This is a genomic window from Prosthecobacter fusiformis (genome assembly GCF_004364345.1).
Taxonomy (GTDB): Bacteria; Verrucomicrobiota; Verrucomicrobiia; order Verrucomicrobiales; family Verrucomicrobiaceae; genus Prosthecobacter; species Prosthecobacter fusiformis.
The window spans coordinates 280,149-294,812 of record NZ_SOCA01000004.1 but is presented as its reverse complement, the minus strand read 5'-3'; the positions used below and the strand labels follow the sequence as shown (position 1 = coordinate 294,812).

General features: G+C 58.1%; 12 protein-coding genes and 1 tRNA gene. 5 read left to right on the top strand and 8 right to left on the bottom strand.

Features of this window, described 5'->3' with window-relative positions; all coding sequences use genetic code 11:
- Positions 1–177: 177 nt before the first annotated feature.
- Positions 178–1,728 (bottom strand): PQQ-binding-like beta-propeller repeat protein, encoded by a 1,551-nt coding sequence (locus EI77_RS13875; RefSeq protein WP_133795881.1) that lies wholly within the window; start codon positions 1,726–1,728, stop codon positions 178–180.
- A gap of 173 nt (positions 1,729–1,901) precedes the next feature.
- On the opposite strand from EI77_RS13875, the gene EI77_RS13870 reads away from it, so the two are divergent.
- Genes EI77_RS13870 through EI77_RS13860 form a run of 3 tightly spaced genes read left to right on the top strand, consistent with a single transcriptional unit; the run spans position 1,902 to position 5,180 of the window.
- Entirely contained in the window at positions 1,902–2,342 is a 441-nt protein-coding gene (locus EI77_RS13870; RefSeq protein ID WP_133795880.1) for a hypothetical protein, read from the top strand.
- Positions 2,323–3,060, top strand: a complete 738-nt coding sequence (locus tag EI77_RS13865) for a hypothetical protein (protein WP_133795879.1) — start codon at positions 2,323–2,325, stop codon at positions 3,058–3,060. Before EI77_RS13870 ends, EI77_RS13865 begins: the two co-directional genes overlap by 20 nt.
- Positions 3,061–3,098: 38 nt before the next feature.
- Complete coding sequence (locus tag EI77_RS13860) at positions 3,099–5,180, top strand: FAD-dependent oxidoreductase (RefSeq protein WP_133795878.1); 2,082 nt, start codon at positions 3,099–3,101, stop codon at positions 5,178–5,180.
- Positions 5,181–5,573: 393 nt separating this feature from the next.
- On the opposite strand, the gene EI77_RS13855 is transcribed toward EI77_RS13860, so the two are convergent.
- On the bottom strand, positions 5,574–6,020 hold the full coding sequence (locus EI77_RS13855; protein ID WP_133795877.1) for a hypothetical protein: 447 nt from the start codon (positions 6,018–6,020) through the stop codon (positions 5,574–5,576).
- Positions 6,021–6,448: 428 nt separating this feature from the next.
- Positions 6,449–6,877 carry a hypothetical protein gene (locus EI77_RS13850; RefSeq protein WP_133795876.1) on the bottom strand — a complete coding sequence of 143 codons (429 nt, stop codon included), beginning with the start codon at positions 6,875–6,877 and terminating at the stop codon, positions 6,449–6,451.
- A 115-nt stretch (positions 6,878–6,992) separates the two neighbouring features.
- On the opposite strand from EI77_RS13850, the gene EI77_RS13845 reads away from it, so the two are divergent.
- Positions 6,993–7,397, top strand: coding sequence for an FKBP-type peptidyl-prolyl cis-trans isomerase (locus tag EI77_RS13845; RefSeq protein WP_133795875.1), 405 nt, complete (start codon positions 6,993–6,995; stop codon positions 7,395–7,397).
- Between the two features lie 56 nt (positions 7,398–7,453).
- Positions 7,454–8,989: an arylsulfatase gene (locus EI77_RS13840; protein ID WP_133795874.1), complete on the top strand. Its 1,536-nt coding sequence runs from the start codon at positions 7,454–7,456 to the stop codon at positions 8,987–8,989.
- 204 nt (positions 8,990–9,193) lie between these two features.
- On the opposite strand, the gene EI77_RS13835 is transcribed toward EI77_RS13840, so the two are convergent.
- The 5 genes from EI77_RS13835 to EI77_RS13815 all read right to left on the bottom strand — a co-directional run bounded on the left by EI77_RS13835 (position 9,194) and on the right by EI77_RS13815 (position 14,590).
- Complete coding sequence (locus EI77_RS13835; RefSeq protein ID WP_133795873.1) at positions 9,194–9,853, bottom strand: SanA/YdcF family protein; 660 nt, start codon at positions 9,851–9,853, stop codon at positions 9,194–9,196.
- Positions 9,850–11,745 carry an O-antigen ligase family protein gene (locus tag EI77_RS13830; protein ID WP_166647253.1) on the bottom strand — a complete coding sequence of 632 codons (1,896 nt, stop codon included), beginning with the start codon at positions 11,743–11,745 and terminating at the stop codon, positions 9,850–9,852. The genes EI77_RS13835 and EI77_RS13830 overlap by 4 nt, the downstream gene beginning before the upstream one ends.
- A gap of 70 nt (positions 11,746–11,815) precedes the next feature.
- On the bottom strand, positions 11,816–12,571 hold the full coding sequence (locus tag EI77_RS13825; protein WP_133795871.1) for a CAAX prenyl protease-related protein: 756 nt from the start codon (positions 12,569–12,571) through the stop codon (positions 11,816–11,818).
- Positions 12,572–12,693: 122 nt separating this feature from the next.
- Positions 12,694–14,340 (bottom strand): DEAD/DEAH box helicase, encoded by a 1,647-nt coding sequence (locus tag EI77_RS13820; RefSeq protein WP_243838860.1) that lies wholly within the window; start codon positions 14,338–14,340, stop codon positions 12,694–12,696.
- Between the two features lie 174 nt (positions 14,341–14,514).
- Positions 14,515–14,590: transfer RNA gene (locus EI77_RS13815), tRNA-Ala, on the bottom strand.
- Positions 14,591–14,664: the final 74 nt, after the last annotated feature.

The following is a 14,664-nucleotide window of genomic DNA, read 5'->3' as shown; positions in this document are numbered from 1 at the left end:
TAAAGAATGGCCGCATTCTAATCACACTCAATATAATTTCAATAATTTTCGCCTTTATAATTAGCGTCCGTTAAATTCCAGAATGCTTTCTTTCAGCCTTGAATCACGACGAAAACCACCTCCGCCCCTTCGTCAAAGAGCGCAAAGGTCCTCCAAAATGGCGAATCCCGCCACACCTCACTGCTTCGGACGCAGGTCAAAACACACCAGCTTTTCCCGCTGGCGGACGATCAGCTTGCCGTTGCTCAGCGCCGGGGACGTGCAGCCCATGCCTTCCACCTTGGCCCGGCCGAGCTGCTGATAGCCGCCCGCCTCCGCCTTCACCATGCGCAGGTGGCTGCCGTTGTTTTCATACACGATCAGCTTTCCATCCGCCAAAATCGGCGACGTGATGGTGCTATTGACCTCATTTTCCAGCCAGTTCACTTTCCCACCGGCCAGCTCCACGCACTGGTGCTTGCCGCCACAGGTCAGATACACATGGCCCTCATGGATGATCGGGCTGCCGCTGTAGCGCACCGTCTCCCAGTAGTGCGACCAAGCCGCCTTCGGCTCTGCGTCCTTCACATATTGATAAGCGCGCAGACCCACATCCTTCGCCCCGCTGTAAATCACCAGCCAGTCCCCCTGTGAGACCGGAGTGGACTGGCCGCCACCTTCTACATCCCACAGCACTTTTCCATCCTTGGGAGATAGGCCATGGAGAGCCTTCGCACCCACGATTAAGAGCACTGGTTCACCAGATTCCGGCGTCCACAGCACCGGGCTGCCGGTATTGCCGCTGGCTTCCTTCTGCTCCCACAGGATCTTTCCCTCCGCTGTAGAAAAGGCCTGCGCACGGCCTGCCGCCATATAGACCACATCCCCCACCACCAGTGGCGAGGCCGCTGGACCACCCGCCGGCAGCGGTGCCTTCCAGATCATTTTACCGTCCTTTTGGCTGATGCAGTACAAATGCGTGCTGCCTGCGGCATACACCTTTTCATCCACCACCGCCGCCGTGCTGCTGGAGCTGCGGCCCGTTGGCTTGCCTTCAGCCTCGAACTTCCAGACTTCCTTGCCCGTGTTGATGTCCAGGCACACGACCACATCCTTCGCCACCTTGATCGTATTCGGCACCGCCACCATCAGCTTGTCCTTCACCGGCTGCGAGAGCTGCTCCTTGTCCATCCACAGCTTAAATTCCTCCACATTGGCAAAGGGTTTCCCCTGGCGCTTCGAGACCTTCGCCAGCTCCTCCAGCGGCAGCGCCGTCTTCCCTGCCTTAAAGCGGGACTCCGCCCACTTGCCCAGGCTCAGGTCCTCCTTCTTGCTCAGGTTTTCTTTGCGCCACGCCACCAGCCATTCCTCCAGCTTCGCCCCGCGCATGGCCGGCATGGAGAGGCGGTCAGCCTCCATCTTTTTAGCCAGTTCCGGCGACGTGCCTCGATAGTTCATCTGCTGCATCACCTCAGAATCAATCTCCCGCTGCTCTGAAGGCACCTTGTCATGCCACACCACCGAAATAAAAGCCTGCTCCCCCGCCACCACCGGGCTGCCATGCCCCCCCAAGTGATCACTCGGGATAAAGTCGCTCTCCCACACCTTCGTCAGCCCCTCCTCCGGGAAACTCTCCGCGATCGGCGTCGTATCCGTGGACACCCCATCACGGCCAGGCCCCCGCCATTGCGGCCAGTCAGCCAGTGCGGTGGAAAGAGAAAGCAGGGTCAGGGTAGAAACGAGGCGCATAAGATTTAATGATGAACGAAGAGCTCACCCGAGGACTTTCAAACAGGCAGCCTCATTAAATTCTTGGCTGGGATAGTTTAAAATGTCAGACTCAGATATTGGATACGCCACATAGACCTTCTTCAGGCAATAACCCGGCATGGCGCAGACGCAGTCTGGCCCTCTTGGAGGGCATGTCTATTTCTTGGCTCCTGATGATGGGCTGGATGATCGTCTACCGGATGGAAAATACGTTGGTTTGTGAGATCAACCATGGCGATTTTAATGAAACGTCCCGCCCTTTTGTTGCAAGCATCTTACAGCCGCCCCTTACCCGCCTCATCATCTATCTAAAGCCTGAGGCACCTTTGTCTATGCTGATGGGCATCGGCTTGATGGGCTTCGGATTCGGCATGCTCAGCGCCAGATCCAGTGAACAAGTCCATAGCCGCATTTTCCGCTGGACACTCATTGCCATGGCAACAGCTGTTTGCGGCATGGTTTCGCCTTGGCTGTCGCTGAGATCATGCCTCTGTGGCGGCTTGGATAAGACATGGCTTGACGAGGTGATTTTTCCTGTGCCCGGAGCGGTTCTTCTTTATGTCGCCATTCGCCATGCGAAGAAGCATCCTTGATCCTATCTGCTCATGCTTCCTGGCCAGGCTGATCAAGGGGGCCTTCCTTCTGGCTTGCATCCTCCCCCTCCCCGCATCCGCCCACCCGGCCGATGTCACCCCGCTGCGTATTCTGGTGGAGCGGCAGCAGCTTGAGCTCCGCTTCACCTTCAGCCTCTTCACTCTCGCCCGCATGATGCCGCTGGATAAAGACCAGGATCACTTCCTGGCCCCGGCCGAACTCAATGCCGTCAAGCCCGCCCTCACCCAGTTCCTCCAGAAGCACGTTTTAATCCGCATCAATGACCACCCCACAGGCCTGGGTACCATCGCCCGTTGGGAGCCCCTTTGGCCCGGCAGCGAACCCGTGGACCTACGCACCGCAGACCGCTCAGTGGATGTCTTCTTCACCCTCCCCTCAGCGGAGGTCATCGCCAATGCCTGGATGGAATTCACCTTCTTTCCGCAGCTCGGTGAGCTGGCCTCCGTCCAGGCCAGCTATGAGCAAGGGACCCTGGTCATGCAGGTACCCTTCACCCCCCACCAGCCGGATTACAGCTATGACACCGGTTTTGCCGTGGAGGATCTTTTTCAAAAGCCCGCCCCTGCATCTCCCCCGCCCACCCACAGTTTTTGGCGACTGAACCTCGTTAACATCCTCATCTTCGTCTTCATCGGGGGCATGGTTGGTCTCATATTTCGAAAGCCAAGGAAAGGTGCCCCCGCCTCCACCCCGTAGGTTGACAAAGCGCCTACGTCTGGCCCAATACACCCCTCATGAGAGTCCCAACCTGCCTCTTCGCCCTTTTGTCGTTCAATCTTGCCGCCCAGGCAGCCACCGCGGAGCACGATGTCGTGATCTATGGCGGCACCTGCGCCGCCATCACCTCCGCTATTCAGGTGAAAAAGATGGGCAAATCCGTCATCATCGTCAGCCCGGATAAGCACCTCGGCGGCCTCAGCAGCGGCGGTCTCGGCTTCACGGATACTGGCAACAAAGCCGTCATCGGTGGCCTCTCCCGCGAGTTTTATCACCGCATCTACATGCACTACGACAAGGACTCCTCCTGGGTGCAGCAGAAGAAAAGCGAATACGGCAACAAAGGCCAGGGCACCCCAGCCATGGACGGTGAAAACCGCACCATGTGGATCTTCGAGCCCAGCGCTGCGGAAAAAATCTTCGAAGCCTGGATCAAGGAACAAAACATCACCGTCGTCCGCGATGCCTGGCTGGACCGCGCCAAAGGCGTGAAAAAGGAAGGCGACAAAATCGTCTCCATCACCACCCTTGATGGCAATACCTACAGCGGCAAAATGTTCATCGACACCACCTATGAGGGCGACCTCATGGCCGCTGCCGGAGTGGATTACCACGTCGGGCGCGAGGCAAACAGCGTCTATGGCGAAGAGCACAACGGTGTGCAAGTCGGAGTGCTTCATCACAAGCACCACTTCGGTGCCGTGAAGGAACCCATCAGCCCTTATAAAATCCCGGGCGATCCCAAAAGCGGCGTCCTCGCACGCATCAGCACGGAGGATCCCGGCGTCAAAGGCGAAGGCGACAAGCGCGTCCAGGCCTATTGCTTCCGCGCCTGCTACACCAACGATCCCGCCAACCGCATCCCCTTCCCCAAGCCCGAAGGTTACGATGCCACCCAGTATGAGCTCCTCCTCCGCATCCTGAATACCGGCTGGGGCGAATTCTTCGGCAAGTTTGACCCCATCCCCAACCACAAGACGGATACCAACAACCACGGCCCCTTCAGCTTCGACAACATCGGCTATAACTACGACTACCCCGAAGCCAGCTATGAGCGCCGCCGCGAGATCATCGCCGAGCACCGCACCTACCAGCAGGGCCTCCTTTGGTTCGTCGCCAACGACCCACGCGTCCCAAAAAACGTCCAGGAAGAACTGAACACCTGGGGCCTGCCCAAGGACGAGTTCACCGACAACGGCAACTGGTCCCACCAGCTCTACATCCGCGAAGCCCGCCGCATGATCGGCCACTTCGTCATGACCGAAAACGAACTCCGCAAAATGAAGCCCACCCCGGATTCCGTCGGCATGGGCAGCTACACCATTGATAGCCACAACGTCCAGCGTCACATCACCGCCGAAGGCTACGTGCAGAATGAAGGCGACATCGGCGTCAGCACCAACGGCCCTTATGCCATCGCCTACGGTGCCCTCGTCCCGAAAGAAGGCCAGGGGTCAAACCTCCTCGTCCCCGTGGCCATGTCCGCCAGCCACATTGCATACGGTTCCATCCGCATGGAGCCCGTGTTCATGATCCTCGGCCAGTCCGCCGCCAGCGCCGCCGTCCTCGCCATCGATGGCAACCTGCCGGTGCAAAAAGTCCCTTATGACAAGCTGCGCGAGCAACTCGTCAAAGACGGCCAGATCCTCGAATACACCGGCCCCACCAGCGCACGCGGCGTGGACCCAAAGAGCATGAAAGGCACGGTCCTGGACGATGCCACCGCCACCAAAATTGGCGACTGGCAAAATGGAGGCGCTGCCAAAAAATTCATTGGCAACGGCTACAGCCATGATGGCAACGCCTACAAGGGTGAACGCGCCGCCACCTTCAAGGCCACCCTGCCCAAAGCCGGCAAATATGAAGTCATCTTCGCCTACGCGCCTAGCAACAACCGCGCCAGCAACGTCCCTGTCACCGTTAAGCACGCCGGCGGCGAAACCAAAGTCACCGTGAACCAGAAAAAAGAAGGCGACGTGGACGGCCTCGGCATTTCCCTCGGCACCTTCGATTTCGACACCAACGCCGAAGTCTCCATCACCAACGCCGGCACCGACGGCTACGTCGTCATCGACGGAATCCAGTGGATCGCCAAATAAGTTTTCCTCATCTTCGGTGATGCAAAGCCCGGCCGAAAAGCCGGGCTTTGTTTTCCAAAAACGCTGATCATGGAACGCTGGATACATTCCACAGGAGGTCCTACGATTTCACCACCTCCTCTTGCTGTAAGCCAGAGCTTCAACGAAGCTTATCGAACGAATGATCATTCCCCAGCCGCAGAGGGGCGTCTGTCTCATAACTGCGCCTTTTTTAAGGCGCGGTTTTTCACCAATAACGGATTCTCTCATTGGGCTTAGCTCAACCTCGGAAATAATGGAGGTGCGGTTTGACGGATAGAAAGAAGTCAGAGAATCCGACCTTACATTTTCCAGTTCAACGAACGGATTCCAAGCATGGCATAGGATGATCAGTATTCACCCAGTGATATGTCTTCAAATCGGAAGACGCCCAGCTACGGTAACCATCTCATCCAAGTATTCTTTTTCCAGTTCGGATAAGAGGATGGCGTCCCATCCGATTCGAGAGCAATAGATATTCATTCCAACCATGACACCCGTGGACAAAACAATGCCCATGCTTCCAAATATAGTTTGATCACTGACCGCAACAATTTCAGAGCCGATAATCAACTTGCGAACTTCGCTGCTGACATGGTCTTCCAGACTATCCTCAACCAACTGTAAGCAGCCTACCTCGCCAGCAGTCATGGGAGGCCCCGACCAATCAGGATCAAAAATCCGCCAGACATATCCTTCAGTGGTTTCCAAAAAGGTATCACATTGTTCAAACTCCGATCCCTCGGGTTGAAACCACGGAGTACGAAGCAGCCTTTTCACATGCCGGCTAACCATGGTCAGAGGAGAGGCATCGCTTGTCATTTAAGGCAGATCTCAGGTTAGGCATTACCAATAGGAAACCCGGACTAAAGCCTCCAATGTAAACCGGGTCAAACGGTGTAAACGTAAACGCGGTAAGGATACAAATAATTGACAGACTGTAGCCGCCCGTGTGCATTCAAGGCCCACACTCCCCTCGATGCCCGAACTCCGGCGAAGACGCGGCAGGATGGAGCGCGGGTATGTTGAGCGGAGCGATGCTACCCGCCTGATTTCATCGTTGGGGGATGAATAGGCGATGTTTCTTCAAGACCCTCCCTCATCGGAGGAAAGTCAGGCGAGTAGAATACTCGCGCTCCTGCGAAGACGCGGCAGGATGGAGCGCGGGTATGCTGAGCGGAGCGATGCTACCCGCCTGTTTTCATCGTTGGAGGATGGATGGGCGGTGTTCTTCAAGGCCCACACTCCCCTCACCCCACCCCGCCAAAACACATCCACCCCACCATCACCCCTCTCATCGTCCATGCCACAGTGCGCAGCCAGTTCGTACTAATCAGCCGGGTGATCATCTCATCTGACTTTCCGCCTTCGGTCAGCCGGTTATGCAAGGGCACCTGCAAAGCAAAGGTGCAGATCCAGGCCAGGGCGATCAGCACCAGGCTGCTCAAGAAAAGGGTGCCCCGTTGCCCCGCCCAAATCAGCCATCCGGCGGTCGCGACCTCCAGAAGGATGAGCGGCACGACCATGAAGGAGATGCGAAAACAATGGTCCATGTGATACCGGCCAAAGGCATCCTCTCCCACCTGAAAAAAGCGTGGGTACTGCACCCGCTGCACATGCCAGATCATCCCCACCAAGGCCCAGGTGATCATGGCATGGAAAAAGAAGATGAGCGGCATACGCAGCCCAAAATAACGCATCCCGCACGGGATGCATTGAAACTTTGCGGATCCTTGCCATGAAAAGGGTTCACCCATCTCCCCGCCGCAATCCGGCTCCACTTTCTCATTCATCATGGCAGGTCATTCTCCCCTCGAACTCGGCAAGGCATTCCTTGCGGAAAACGCCACCCAGCCCGGCGTCATCACCACGGCCAGCGGACTGCAATACTTGGTGCTCCAGGAGGGCACGGGTAAAAGCCCCACACTCAAGGACACCGTCGTTGTCCACTATCGCGGCACCCTCATCAACGGGGCCGAATTTGACAGCTCCTACCGCCGCGACGAACCCGCGGAATTTCCCCTGAAACGCGTCATCAAGGGCTGGAAAGAAGGCGTGCAGCTCATGAAGGAAGGCGCCAAATTCCGCTTCTTTGTCCCGCCAAAACTTGGCTATGGCAACCGTGGCTCCGGCATCGAGATCGCCCCGAATGAAACGCTGATCTTTGAGGTGGAGCTGCTGAAAGTCTGGGAGGATTAACACCCGCCCTTATTTTGGCGCAATGTTTGGCTACTGAGTGCGTTTCAGCGCTTCACATGATGCGCCGAATTCTCCTCACCTTCCTCTGCTTCACCAGCGCGGCCCTGGCCGGCCTCAGCGGCAGCAAGCCTAACATTCTGTTCATCCTCACCGATGACCAGGGTTATGGCGATCTCTCCGCCCATGGCAACCCCATCCTGAAGACGCCGCATCTGGACAAGCTGCGTGGCGAGAGCGTCCGCTTTGCCGACTTCATGGTCAGCCCCACCTGCGCGCCCACACGCAGTGCCATCCTCACAGGCCGCCATGAATTCCGCAACGGCATCACCCACACCATCCTGGAGCGTGAGCGCCTGGACCCCAAGGCCACCACCATCGCCCAGGTGCTGAAGGGGGCGGGCTACACCACCGGCATTTTTGGCAAATGGCACCTTGGGGATGAAACCGCCTACCGCCCCACCAGCCGCGGGTTTGACGAGCAGTTCATCCATGGCGGCGGCGGCATCGGCCAGAGTTATCCCGGCAGTTGCGGGGATGCACCCGGCAATACCTACTTCGACCCTGCCATCCTGCATAACAATGAGTTCGTCAAAACCAAGGGTTACTGCACCGATGTGTTTTTTGCCCAGGCCACCCGGTGGCTGGAATCCGTGAAAGGCGGCCAGCCCTTTTACTGCCACATCGCCACCAACGCCCCGCACGGCCCCTACATCGCCCGGCCAGAGGACAAGGCCCTGTATGAAGGCAAGGTGCCGGATGATGACGTGGCCAACTTCTTTGGCATGATCCACAACATCGATGAAAACGTCGGCCGCCTCATAGCCCGGCTGGAGGAGTGGGGCATCGCCAAAAACACCCTCGTCGTTTTCATGAATGACAATGGCGGCACCGCCGGTGTGAAGGTTTACAATGCGGACATGCGCGGGTCCAAAGGCAGCCCCTGGTTCGGCGGTACACGGGCCATGTCCTTCTGGCGCTGGCCCGGCACCCTGGCCCCCGCAGACTGCCCTGCCTTGACGGCCCATGTGGATATTTTCCGCACCTGGGCCGGGCTCGCCGGTGCCACGCTCCCCCCTGCAGCCGAGGCCCAGGCCGAAGGCCGCAGCCTCCTCCCCCTGCTCGAAAAACCCGATGCCTCCTGGGACGACCGCATCCTCTTCAGCCACACCGGCCGCTGGCAGAAAGGCACGGACTACAACCTGGCCAAGAGCCGCAATGCCAGCATCCGCACCCCGCAGTATCAGCTCGTCAGTGAGGCCCCGCGCCCTCAGCCCACCAAGGCCAAAGCAAAAGCCAACGCAGCCATGAAGCAGGGCTGGCAGCTCTTCGATCTCAAGGCCGATCCCGCACAGAAGCAAAACATCGCCGACCAAAAGCCCGAGATCGTCCAGTCCATGCTCGCCAGCTACGACCAGTGGTGGGATTCCCTCAAAGGCCAGATCGACCTCAATGAATCGGCCAAAGGCCCGAAGCTGAATCCCTTCGCCGAAGAATACTGGAAACAATTCGGCGGCGGCCCCACCGCTGACGACTTCTCCCGCATGGACCCCGAAAAAGCCTGGACCTTCGAAAACAGCCGCAAAAAGAAATAACCCTCGAATTCCGCGAAGCGTCCTGGAGTGCGGTGGCAAAGAGGCAAGGGCACCCTTGCCTCGACGACACCGCTTTCGTCGAAGGAGTAGAATATCCCCTCTTCCCAAACCTCCCCCAAAATCCGATCTCCCGCCCTCAAAAGCGTGCCCCATTGCATCCACAAAATCTTTCTACCCCCAAATCTTTTTACCTCAGCATCCCCGTCACCGCACCTTCACCTTCGGCCCATAAAACTTCGGCTCTGTCTGCAGCAGGGTCACATCCAGCACCGCATTCACCCGCGCCAAGTATTCCCGCAGATGCGTGCTCAGCCCGATGCTGCGGCTCACGTCCTCTGCATTGAAACCAACAGCCTCCAGTCCCCGGCGACGCGCTAGAAACACCGCCCGCTCATTGTGAAAACGCTGGGAGACGACGATGAAGCGCTTCTGGTCAAAAATCGCATCCGCGCGCACCACGGAATCCAGGGTACGAAAACCCGCATAGTCACAATGGATCGCCTCGGCAGGCACCCCGGCAGCGATAAGGGATTCCTTCATGGCCGTGGGTTCATCGTATTGATGAGTGCTGTTGTCCCCGCTGACGATGAAGGCCTTCACCTTCCCAGCCCTAAACAAAGCCGCCGCTGCTTCCATGCGGTACAGATAAAAGAGATTCGTCAGGCCTCCGATCCGAGGTGAGCAGCCCAGCACCAGAGCCACATCCATCGGCGGCACCTTCGCCACGTCATCATAGCATCGGTCATGCGCCGTTTTCTCCACCCAGACATGACTGCCCCACACGGTCAAGACCAGGGCTGCACACCCCAGAATTAAAAGAACGAACAGACGCTTCAAACTCAGGCGGAAGAAGAAGCGTTTCATGGCTGGGGGACAGGAGATTGGCGCATCAGCACCACATGCTGGAGAAGAAGCCGGTAATTGTCAATCCAGCGGCTAGTCCCCTCTTCATTCATGGCACCAGCCTGACTGGCCCAAAGATAAGCCTCCTCCGCCTTGGCGAACTGGCCTAACCGATGATAATGTACGGCCAGTGCCATGCGCGACTCCTCATGCAGAGGTGCCTGGACCAGCGCACGCTTAATTTGCACCAGCGCCTCCTCATGTCGGCTTTGCGCATCATAAGCATCCGCCAGAGCCAGAGCATAAAGGTAATGATGACCGTTCAGCGCCACAGCTTTTTCCAGATCCGCCGTCGCACGTTTCAGCACAGGATGATCAGGACGCCGTTGTTCAGCCGTCAGCTTTTCCAGCAAGGCCAGCCCGCGCTGATAGAAGGCCTCTGGATTCGTCGCATCCGTCTCCACCGCTGCATTCAGTTCCTGAATGCGCAGGAACTCATCCTTCTGCGATTCGGCGATTTGTGCACGCGCCAGATGATAGTCACTGCGGCCATGCAACCAGGGACCTGCCAGCAGCAGGAGCGAGGCAGCCGCCAGCAGGAGTTTCGTCAGCACCCGGACCGTGGGCAGGCGTGCCGCACGATGCTCACTGCCCTCAAATCCTGGATTGGCAAGCAGCGCCAGCAGCAGGGCAGCCGTCATCGCGGGAGCCGCGACGTGGAACTGAAACTCGAATGCGGCATGCACCAGAGCCGCCGTCAACGCTGCCAGCGCCCCAAGACACAAAGCCAAATTGTTGCTCATTACACGCCCGGTTTGCAGAAACCGGTGCTGGGTAAACCAGCGCACAAAAGACAGACCGTTCCATCCATGCACCAGTACCACCAGCCCCAGAAGCCCCAAGCCCGCCCAGCCATAGTCCGCCAGCATTTGCAGATACTCGTTGTGGGCAAACAGAGCCTCCCCTGCATATGCCGACAGCTTGTCTGAGCGATACTGGATACTGCCATCATAAAACATCCGCGTCCCGGCTCCGATCACAGGGGACTGCGAATGCTGCACCAAAGCGGCATGCCAGATCTCCAGCCTCACATCATTGGCCATCGGACTGGTGATCTCGCGGCCACGAAGATATTCCTCATTCACCTTCCATAACACCGCCCCGCCTAAACCGCCCACGACCACACTGCCAACCAGCAGGCTCCAAAATAGATGCCGCTGCGTCTGCCAGACCACCCCCATCGCGAGCAGGAAAAATATCATCGCACCCGTGGCCAGTCCCGTCAGTGCCCCACGGCTGGCAGTCAGCGCCACCCCCAGAGTCATGGCCACAATGAGGAACCCGAGACACAGCTTCAGCATCGCCCCGCCACGACCAAAGCAGAGGAATCCACCCGCCAGGAAAAGGACCATGGAAAAGAAAGCCCCCAGGTGATTAGGATTGGCAAAGAAGCCGCCAATGCGCCCCGCAGCAGCCGTTCGAATGAAATTCGGCACCACATGAAACTGCCAGTTCCCGGAAAGGTGCACAAACCCCACCACCAGATTCCCTACCACCAATACCATGAGCAGACCGAATACCGCCACACGCCAGCGCGGATGGCTGGCGGCAGTCACTGTCAGCATATAAGTCACCCAGGCTCCGGCGAGTATAAAAAGATCCTCCCGCGCATACGCCGCCACGGGAGAATAATAAGCTCGCGCCGCGATATAAACGGCGAAAACCAACATCACAGCCAGACACACATCCGCCGGAGGGAATAGCACCCTCAGCCGCCACTTCAGCGTCGCCAGCAATCCAGCCAGACCTAGCAACGCCGCCCCGGGCCAGAAAAACAGCAACCGCGTTTCTGTGCCCAGCACCCCGGTAAAGAGCAGGCCCAGCAGAAAAAGAATCAGCACGACAGATTGCATACGTGGGCCTGTTTTGCCGCTGAATGCGCCCGGATGCAACGCTGCACTTGAGGGGAATATAACCTCTGGCCTACCAAAAGCCCCATTGCCTCGTCTGCAGAATGTATAGCCCGAGCACCAGATTCCCCACGGCATGCATCACCACACAGGCCGCCAGGCTCCGGGTCCTCACCGCAACAAAGTAAACCAGTGATCCCCATACAAAAGCCCCCAGGTAATCGGATGGATTGTGTGCCAGCATCACCAGTGTGGTCACGATGATATAGACCTTCCAAGAAGGCTCACCAAAGGGCACCTGCTTCCAGTCTCTGTCCCCTGCTGCGACATAGCGCATCAGAAACCCACGCCAAAAGAGTTCTTCGATCAATGGCACCACGATGACCATGCGCACGAAGCGCATCCCGATGCCCGCCTTTTGCCAGACTGGCCAGTCACTCAAAACGCCAGGATCAAACCCCACACTCCTATCCTCCATCCCGAACCAGGATACCCACTGTGGAAGGCTTATACCGGCTGCCTGCATTCTCTGATAGACCCAGGCCGGGGCGATCCAGAAGAGTATACCCAGTATCCCGAGGACAATGCCCAAACCTATACCCCGCCAAGGGGCTAGCCGGTAATGCCGGGCGAAGTATACCAACATGACCCCCACCAGCACCGTCTGCACCGGGTATAGCCAATGCTCCGGCGCGCGCTGATACCAGGGCAGTTCCGAGTTCTCGATCCGCAGCCACCCGACCACACCCGTCATCGCCATGAAGACTGCCAGCGGCAGCACATGTGCAGCAGTGGCGGATTGACGAAGGCGGGACAGGCTGGCGTACATTCAGCCAGACGGAGTCGCATCGCCCATCCATCATGCAAGCGGCAAAGCAGGCGATGGATGCAGGCTATAAAAAAGGCCCATGAGACCAAAGTCGCATGAGCCTCATTAAAACGAGATCGCGTTTACCGGCGCTTCTTCTTGCCACGGCCATGCAGGATCGCACGGGCCTTGTCCTCTTCATCGAGAACGGTGGTATATTTGTAAGTGAAGCCTTCCAGCTTTTTGCGCTCAATCTTCTGGTTGATCAATCGCTCAATGCTGGCGACGGAAGGCAGTTCCTCGGCGCTGAACATGGTGTAAGCATCGCCTTCTTTTTGAGCACGACCGGTGCGGCCGATGCGGTGCACGTAGTCTTCGGAGTTCTCCGGCACCATGTAGTTGATGACGTGGGTCACGCCGCTGATGTCCAGGCCGCGGGCGGCGAGGTCAGTGGCCACGATGACTTCAAACTCACCATCGCGGAAGCCCTTCAAGGCGCGCTCACGCTCGCTCTGACGGATGTCGGAGTGCATGACGGCGACCTTGTATTCACCTTCCTGCTGGAGGGCGGAATAAAGCTGATCCGCCTGCGCCTTCGTGCGGGTGAAGATCATCAAGCTGGCGAAGTGGGTCTTCTTCAGAATAGCCAGCAGGAGTTCCTGACGCTGGTCACTGGCCACGGGATACATGTAATGGCTGACCGTCTCCGCTGGGGAGAAGCGGATGCCGATCTCAATGCTCGTCGGGTCTTTGAGGGCAAACTCAGCCAGTGTCTTGATCTGCGGCGGCATGGTGGCCGAGAAGAACAGAGTCTGACGTGACTTCGGTGTGCGCTCAACGATGCGGCGGACATCCGGAAGGAAACCCATGTCCAGCATGCGATCCACTTCGTCCAGGATCAGGACTTCCAGATTCTCCAGATTGGCGGTGCCATCCTGCATGAAATCAAGGAGGCGGCCCGGAGTGGCTACGACCACATCGACGCCCTGTTGGAGACCTTTGCGCTGCTTTTCATAACCCACACCCCCATGCACCAAGAGGACACGGAGGCCGGTATGCTTGCCATACTTTTCAAACTGCTCCACCACCTGGGCAGCGAGCTCGCGGGTTGGTTCGAGAACCAAGCAACGGAATTTGCCTGGGGCACCCATACGGCTCAGAGTTGGAAGAGCAAAGGCTGCGGTCTTGCCAGTACCAGTCTGTGAGGCACCGACGACATCCCGGCCCTCCATAACGACGGGGATGGCTTCGGCCTGGATCTGTGTAGGCTTTTCATAACCCGTCTCACGAATGGCGGCGAGGACGGCGGGGCTGAGGCCCAGCACTTCAAAGGCTTCTGGAAATGGACCTTCGGGAGCCGGAGGTGCGGGTGGTGGAGGCAGAGCCTCAAAGTTCTCGCGAGGCTTGGAATCGCCAGCATCACGCTCACGGGCAGGCTTTTCTCCGCGACGAGGACCACGTCCATCTGGACGGTCGCCACGGGCAGGACGATCACCGCGAGGTTCACGAGCCGGGCGGTCCCCACGCGGCTCGCGCGGAGGGCGGTCACCGCGGGGTTCACGAGGCTCACGGGCAGGACGATCTGGGCGTGGACCGCGTTCATCACCTTCAGCACGAGCAGGACGGTCACGACGAGGGCCATCACGACGGGGGCGCTCTCCGGTCCTGGCCGGGGAAGCCGGTTCATCAGGAAACATCTTGGCCGGATTACGGGCTTCGACCGGGGGTGTCTTGGGTTTCTTTTCGCCCAGTCCGATGGCTTTTTTGATACCTGACTTCAGGCGGCTCATCAGGGACGCTTTTTTCTTGGGCTCGGATGGTCTCGGTTCGCTCACAATGGGTATGGTTAGGTAGTCAGGCTGGCTCTATCGGCCACGAAGCACCACAATGCAAATAGAGGGGTGATGCAAATGCTCACGGCAGATCGGTTTAGCAGAAAGGGGCTTGTTTGATTGCCACCTTTTTGGTGGAGCATAGCGGGTTCGAACCGCTGACCTCCTGCATGCCATGCAGGCGCTCTACCAACTGAGCTAATGCCCCGGAAATAAAAAAAACCGGCTCCCCTGTTCTGGGGAGCCGGAGTCTAGCGGCTGGGCTAGTTAAGGCAAGTCATT

Bases quoted from the DNA above. Each gene is read 5' to 3' on its own strand.
- EI77_RS13835 (WP_133795873.1), bottom strand. From the start codon at position 9,853: ATGAAACGCTTCTTCTTCCGCCTGAGTTTGAAGCGTCTGTTCGTTCTT.
- EI77_RS13830 (WP_166647253.1), bottom strand. From the start codon at position 11,745: ATGCAATCTGTCGTGCTGATTCTTTTTCTGCTGGGCCTGCTCTTTACC.
- EI77_RS13870 (WP_133795880.1), top strand. From the start codon at position 1,902: ATGTCTATTTCTTGGCTCCTGATGATGGGCTGGATGATCGTCTACCGG.
- EI77_RS13850 (WP_133795876.1), bottom strand. From the start codon at position 6,877: ATGCCGCTCATCTTCTTTTTCCATGCCATGATCACCTGGGCCTTGGTG.
- EI77_RS13820 (WP_243838860.1), bottom strand. From the start codon at position 14,340: ATGAGCCGCCTGAAGTCAGGTATCAAAAAAGCCATCGGACTGGGCGAA.
- EI77_RS13825 (WP_133795871.1), bottom strand. From the start codon at position 12,571: ATGTACGCCAGCCTGTCCCGCCTTCGTCAATCCGCCACTGCTGCACAT.
- EI77_RS13860 (WP_133795878.1), top strand. From the start codon at position 3,099: ATGAGAGTCCCAACCTGCCTCTTCGCCCTTTTGTCGTTCAATCTTGCC.
- EI77_RS13865 (WP_133795879.1), top strand. From the start codon at position 2,323: ATGCGAAGAAGCATCCTTGATCCTATCTGCTCATGCTTCCTGGCCAGG.
- EI77_RS13855 (WP_133795877.1), bottom strand. From the start codon at position 6,020: ATGACAAGCGATGCCTCTCCTCTGACCATGGTTAGCCGGCATGTGAAA.
- EI77_RS13845 (WP_133795875.1), top strand. From the start codon at position 6,993: ATGGCAGGTCATTCTCCCCTCGAACTCGGCAAGGCATTCCTTGCGGAA.
- EI77_RS13875 (WP_133795881.1), bottom strand. From the start codon at position 1,728: ATGCGCCTCGTTTCTACCCTGACCCTGCTTTCTCTTTCCACCGCACTG.
- EI77_RS13840 (WP_133795874.1), top strand. From the start codon at position 7,454: ATGATGCGCCGAATTCTCCTCACCTTCCTCTGCTTCACCAGCGCGGCC.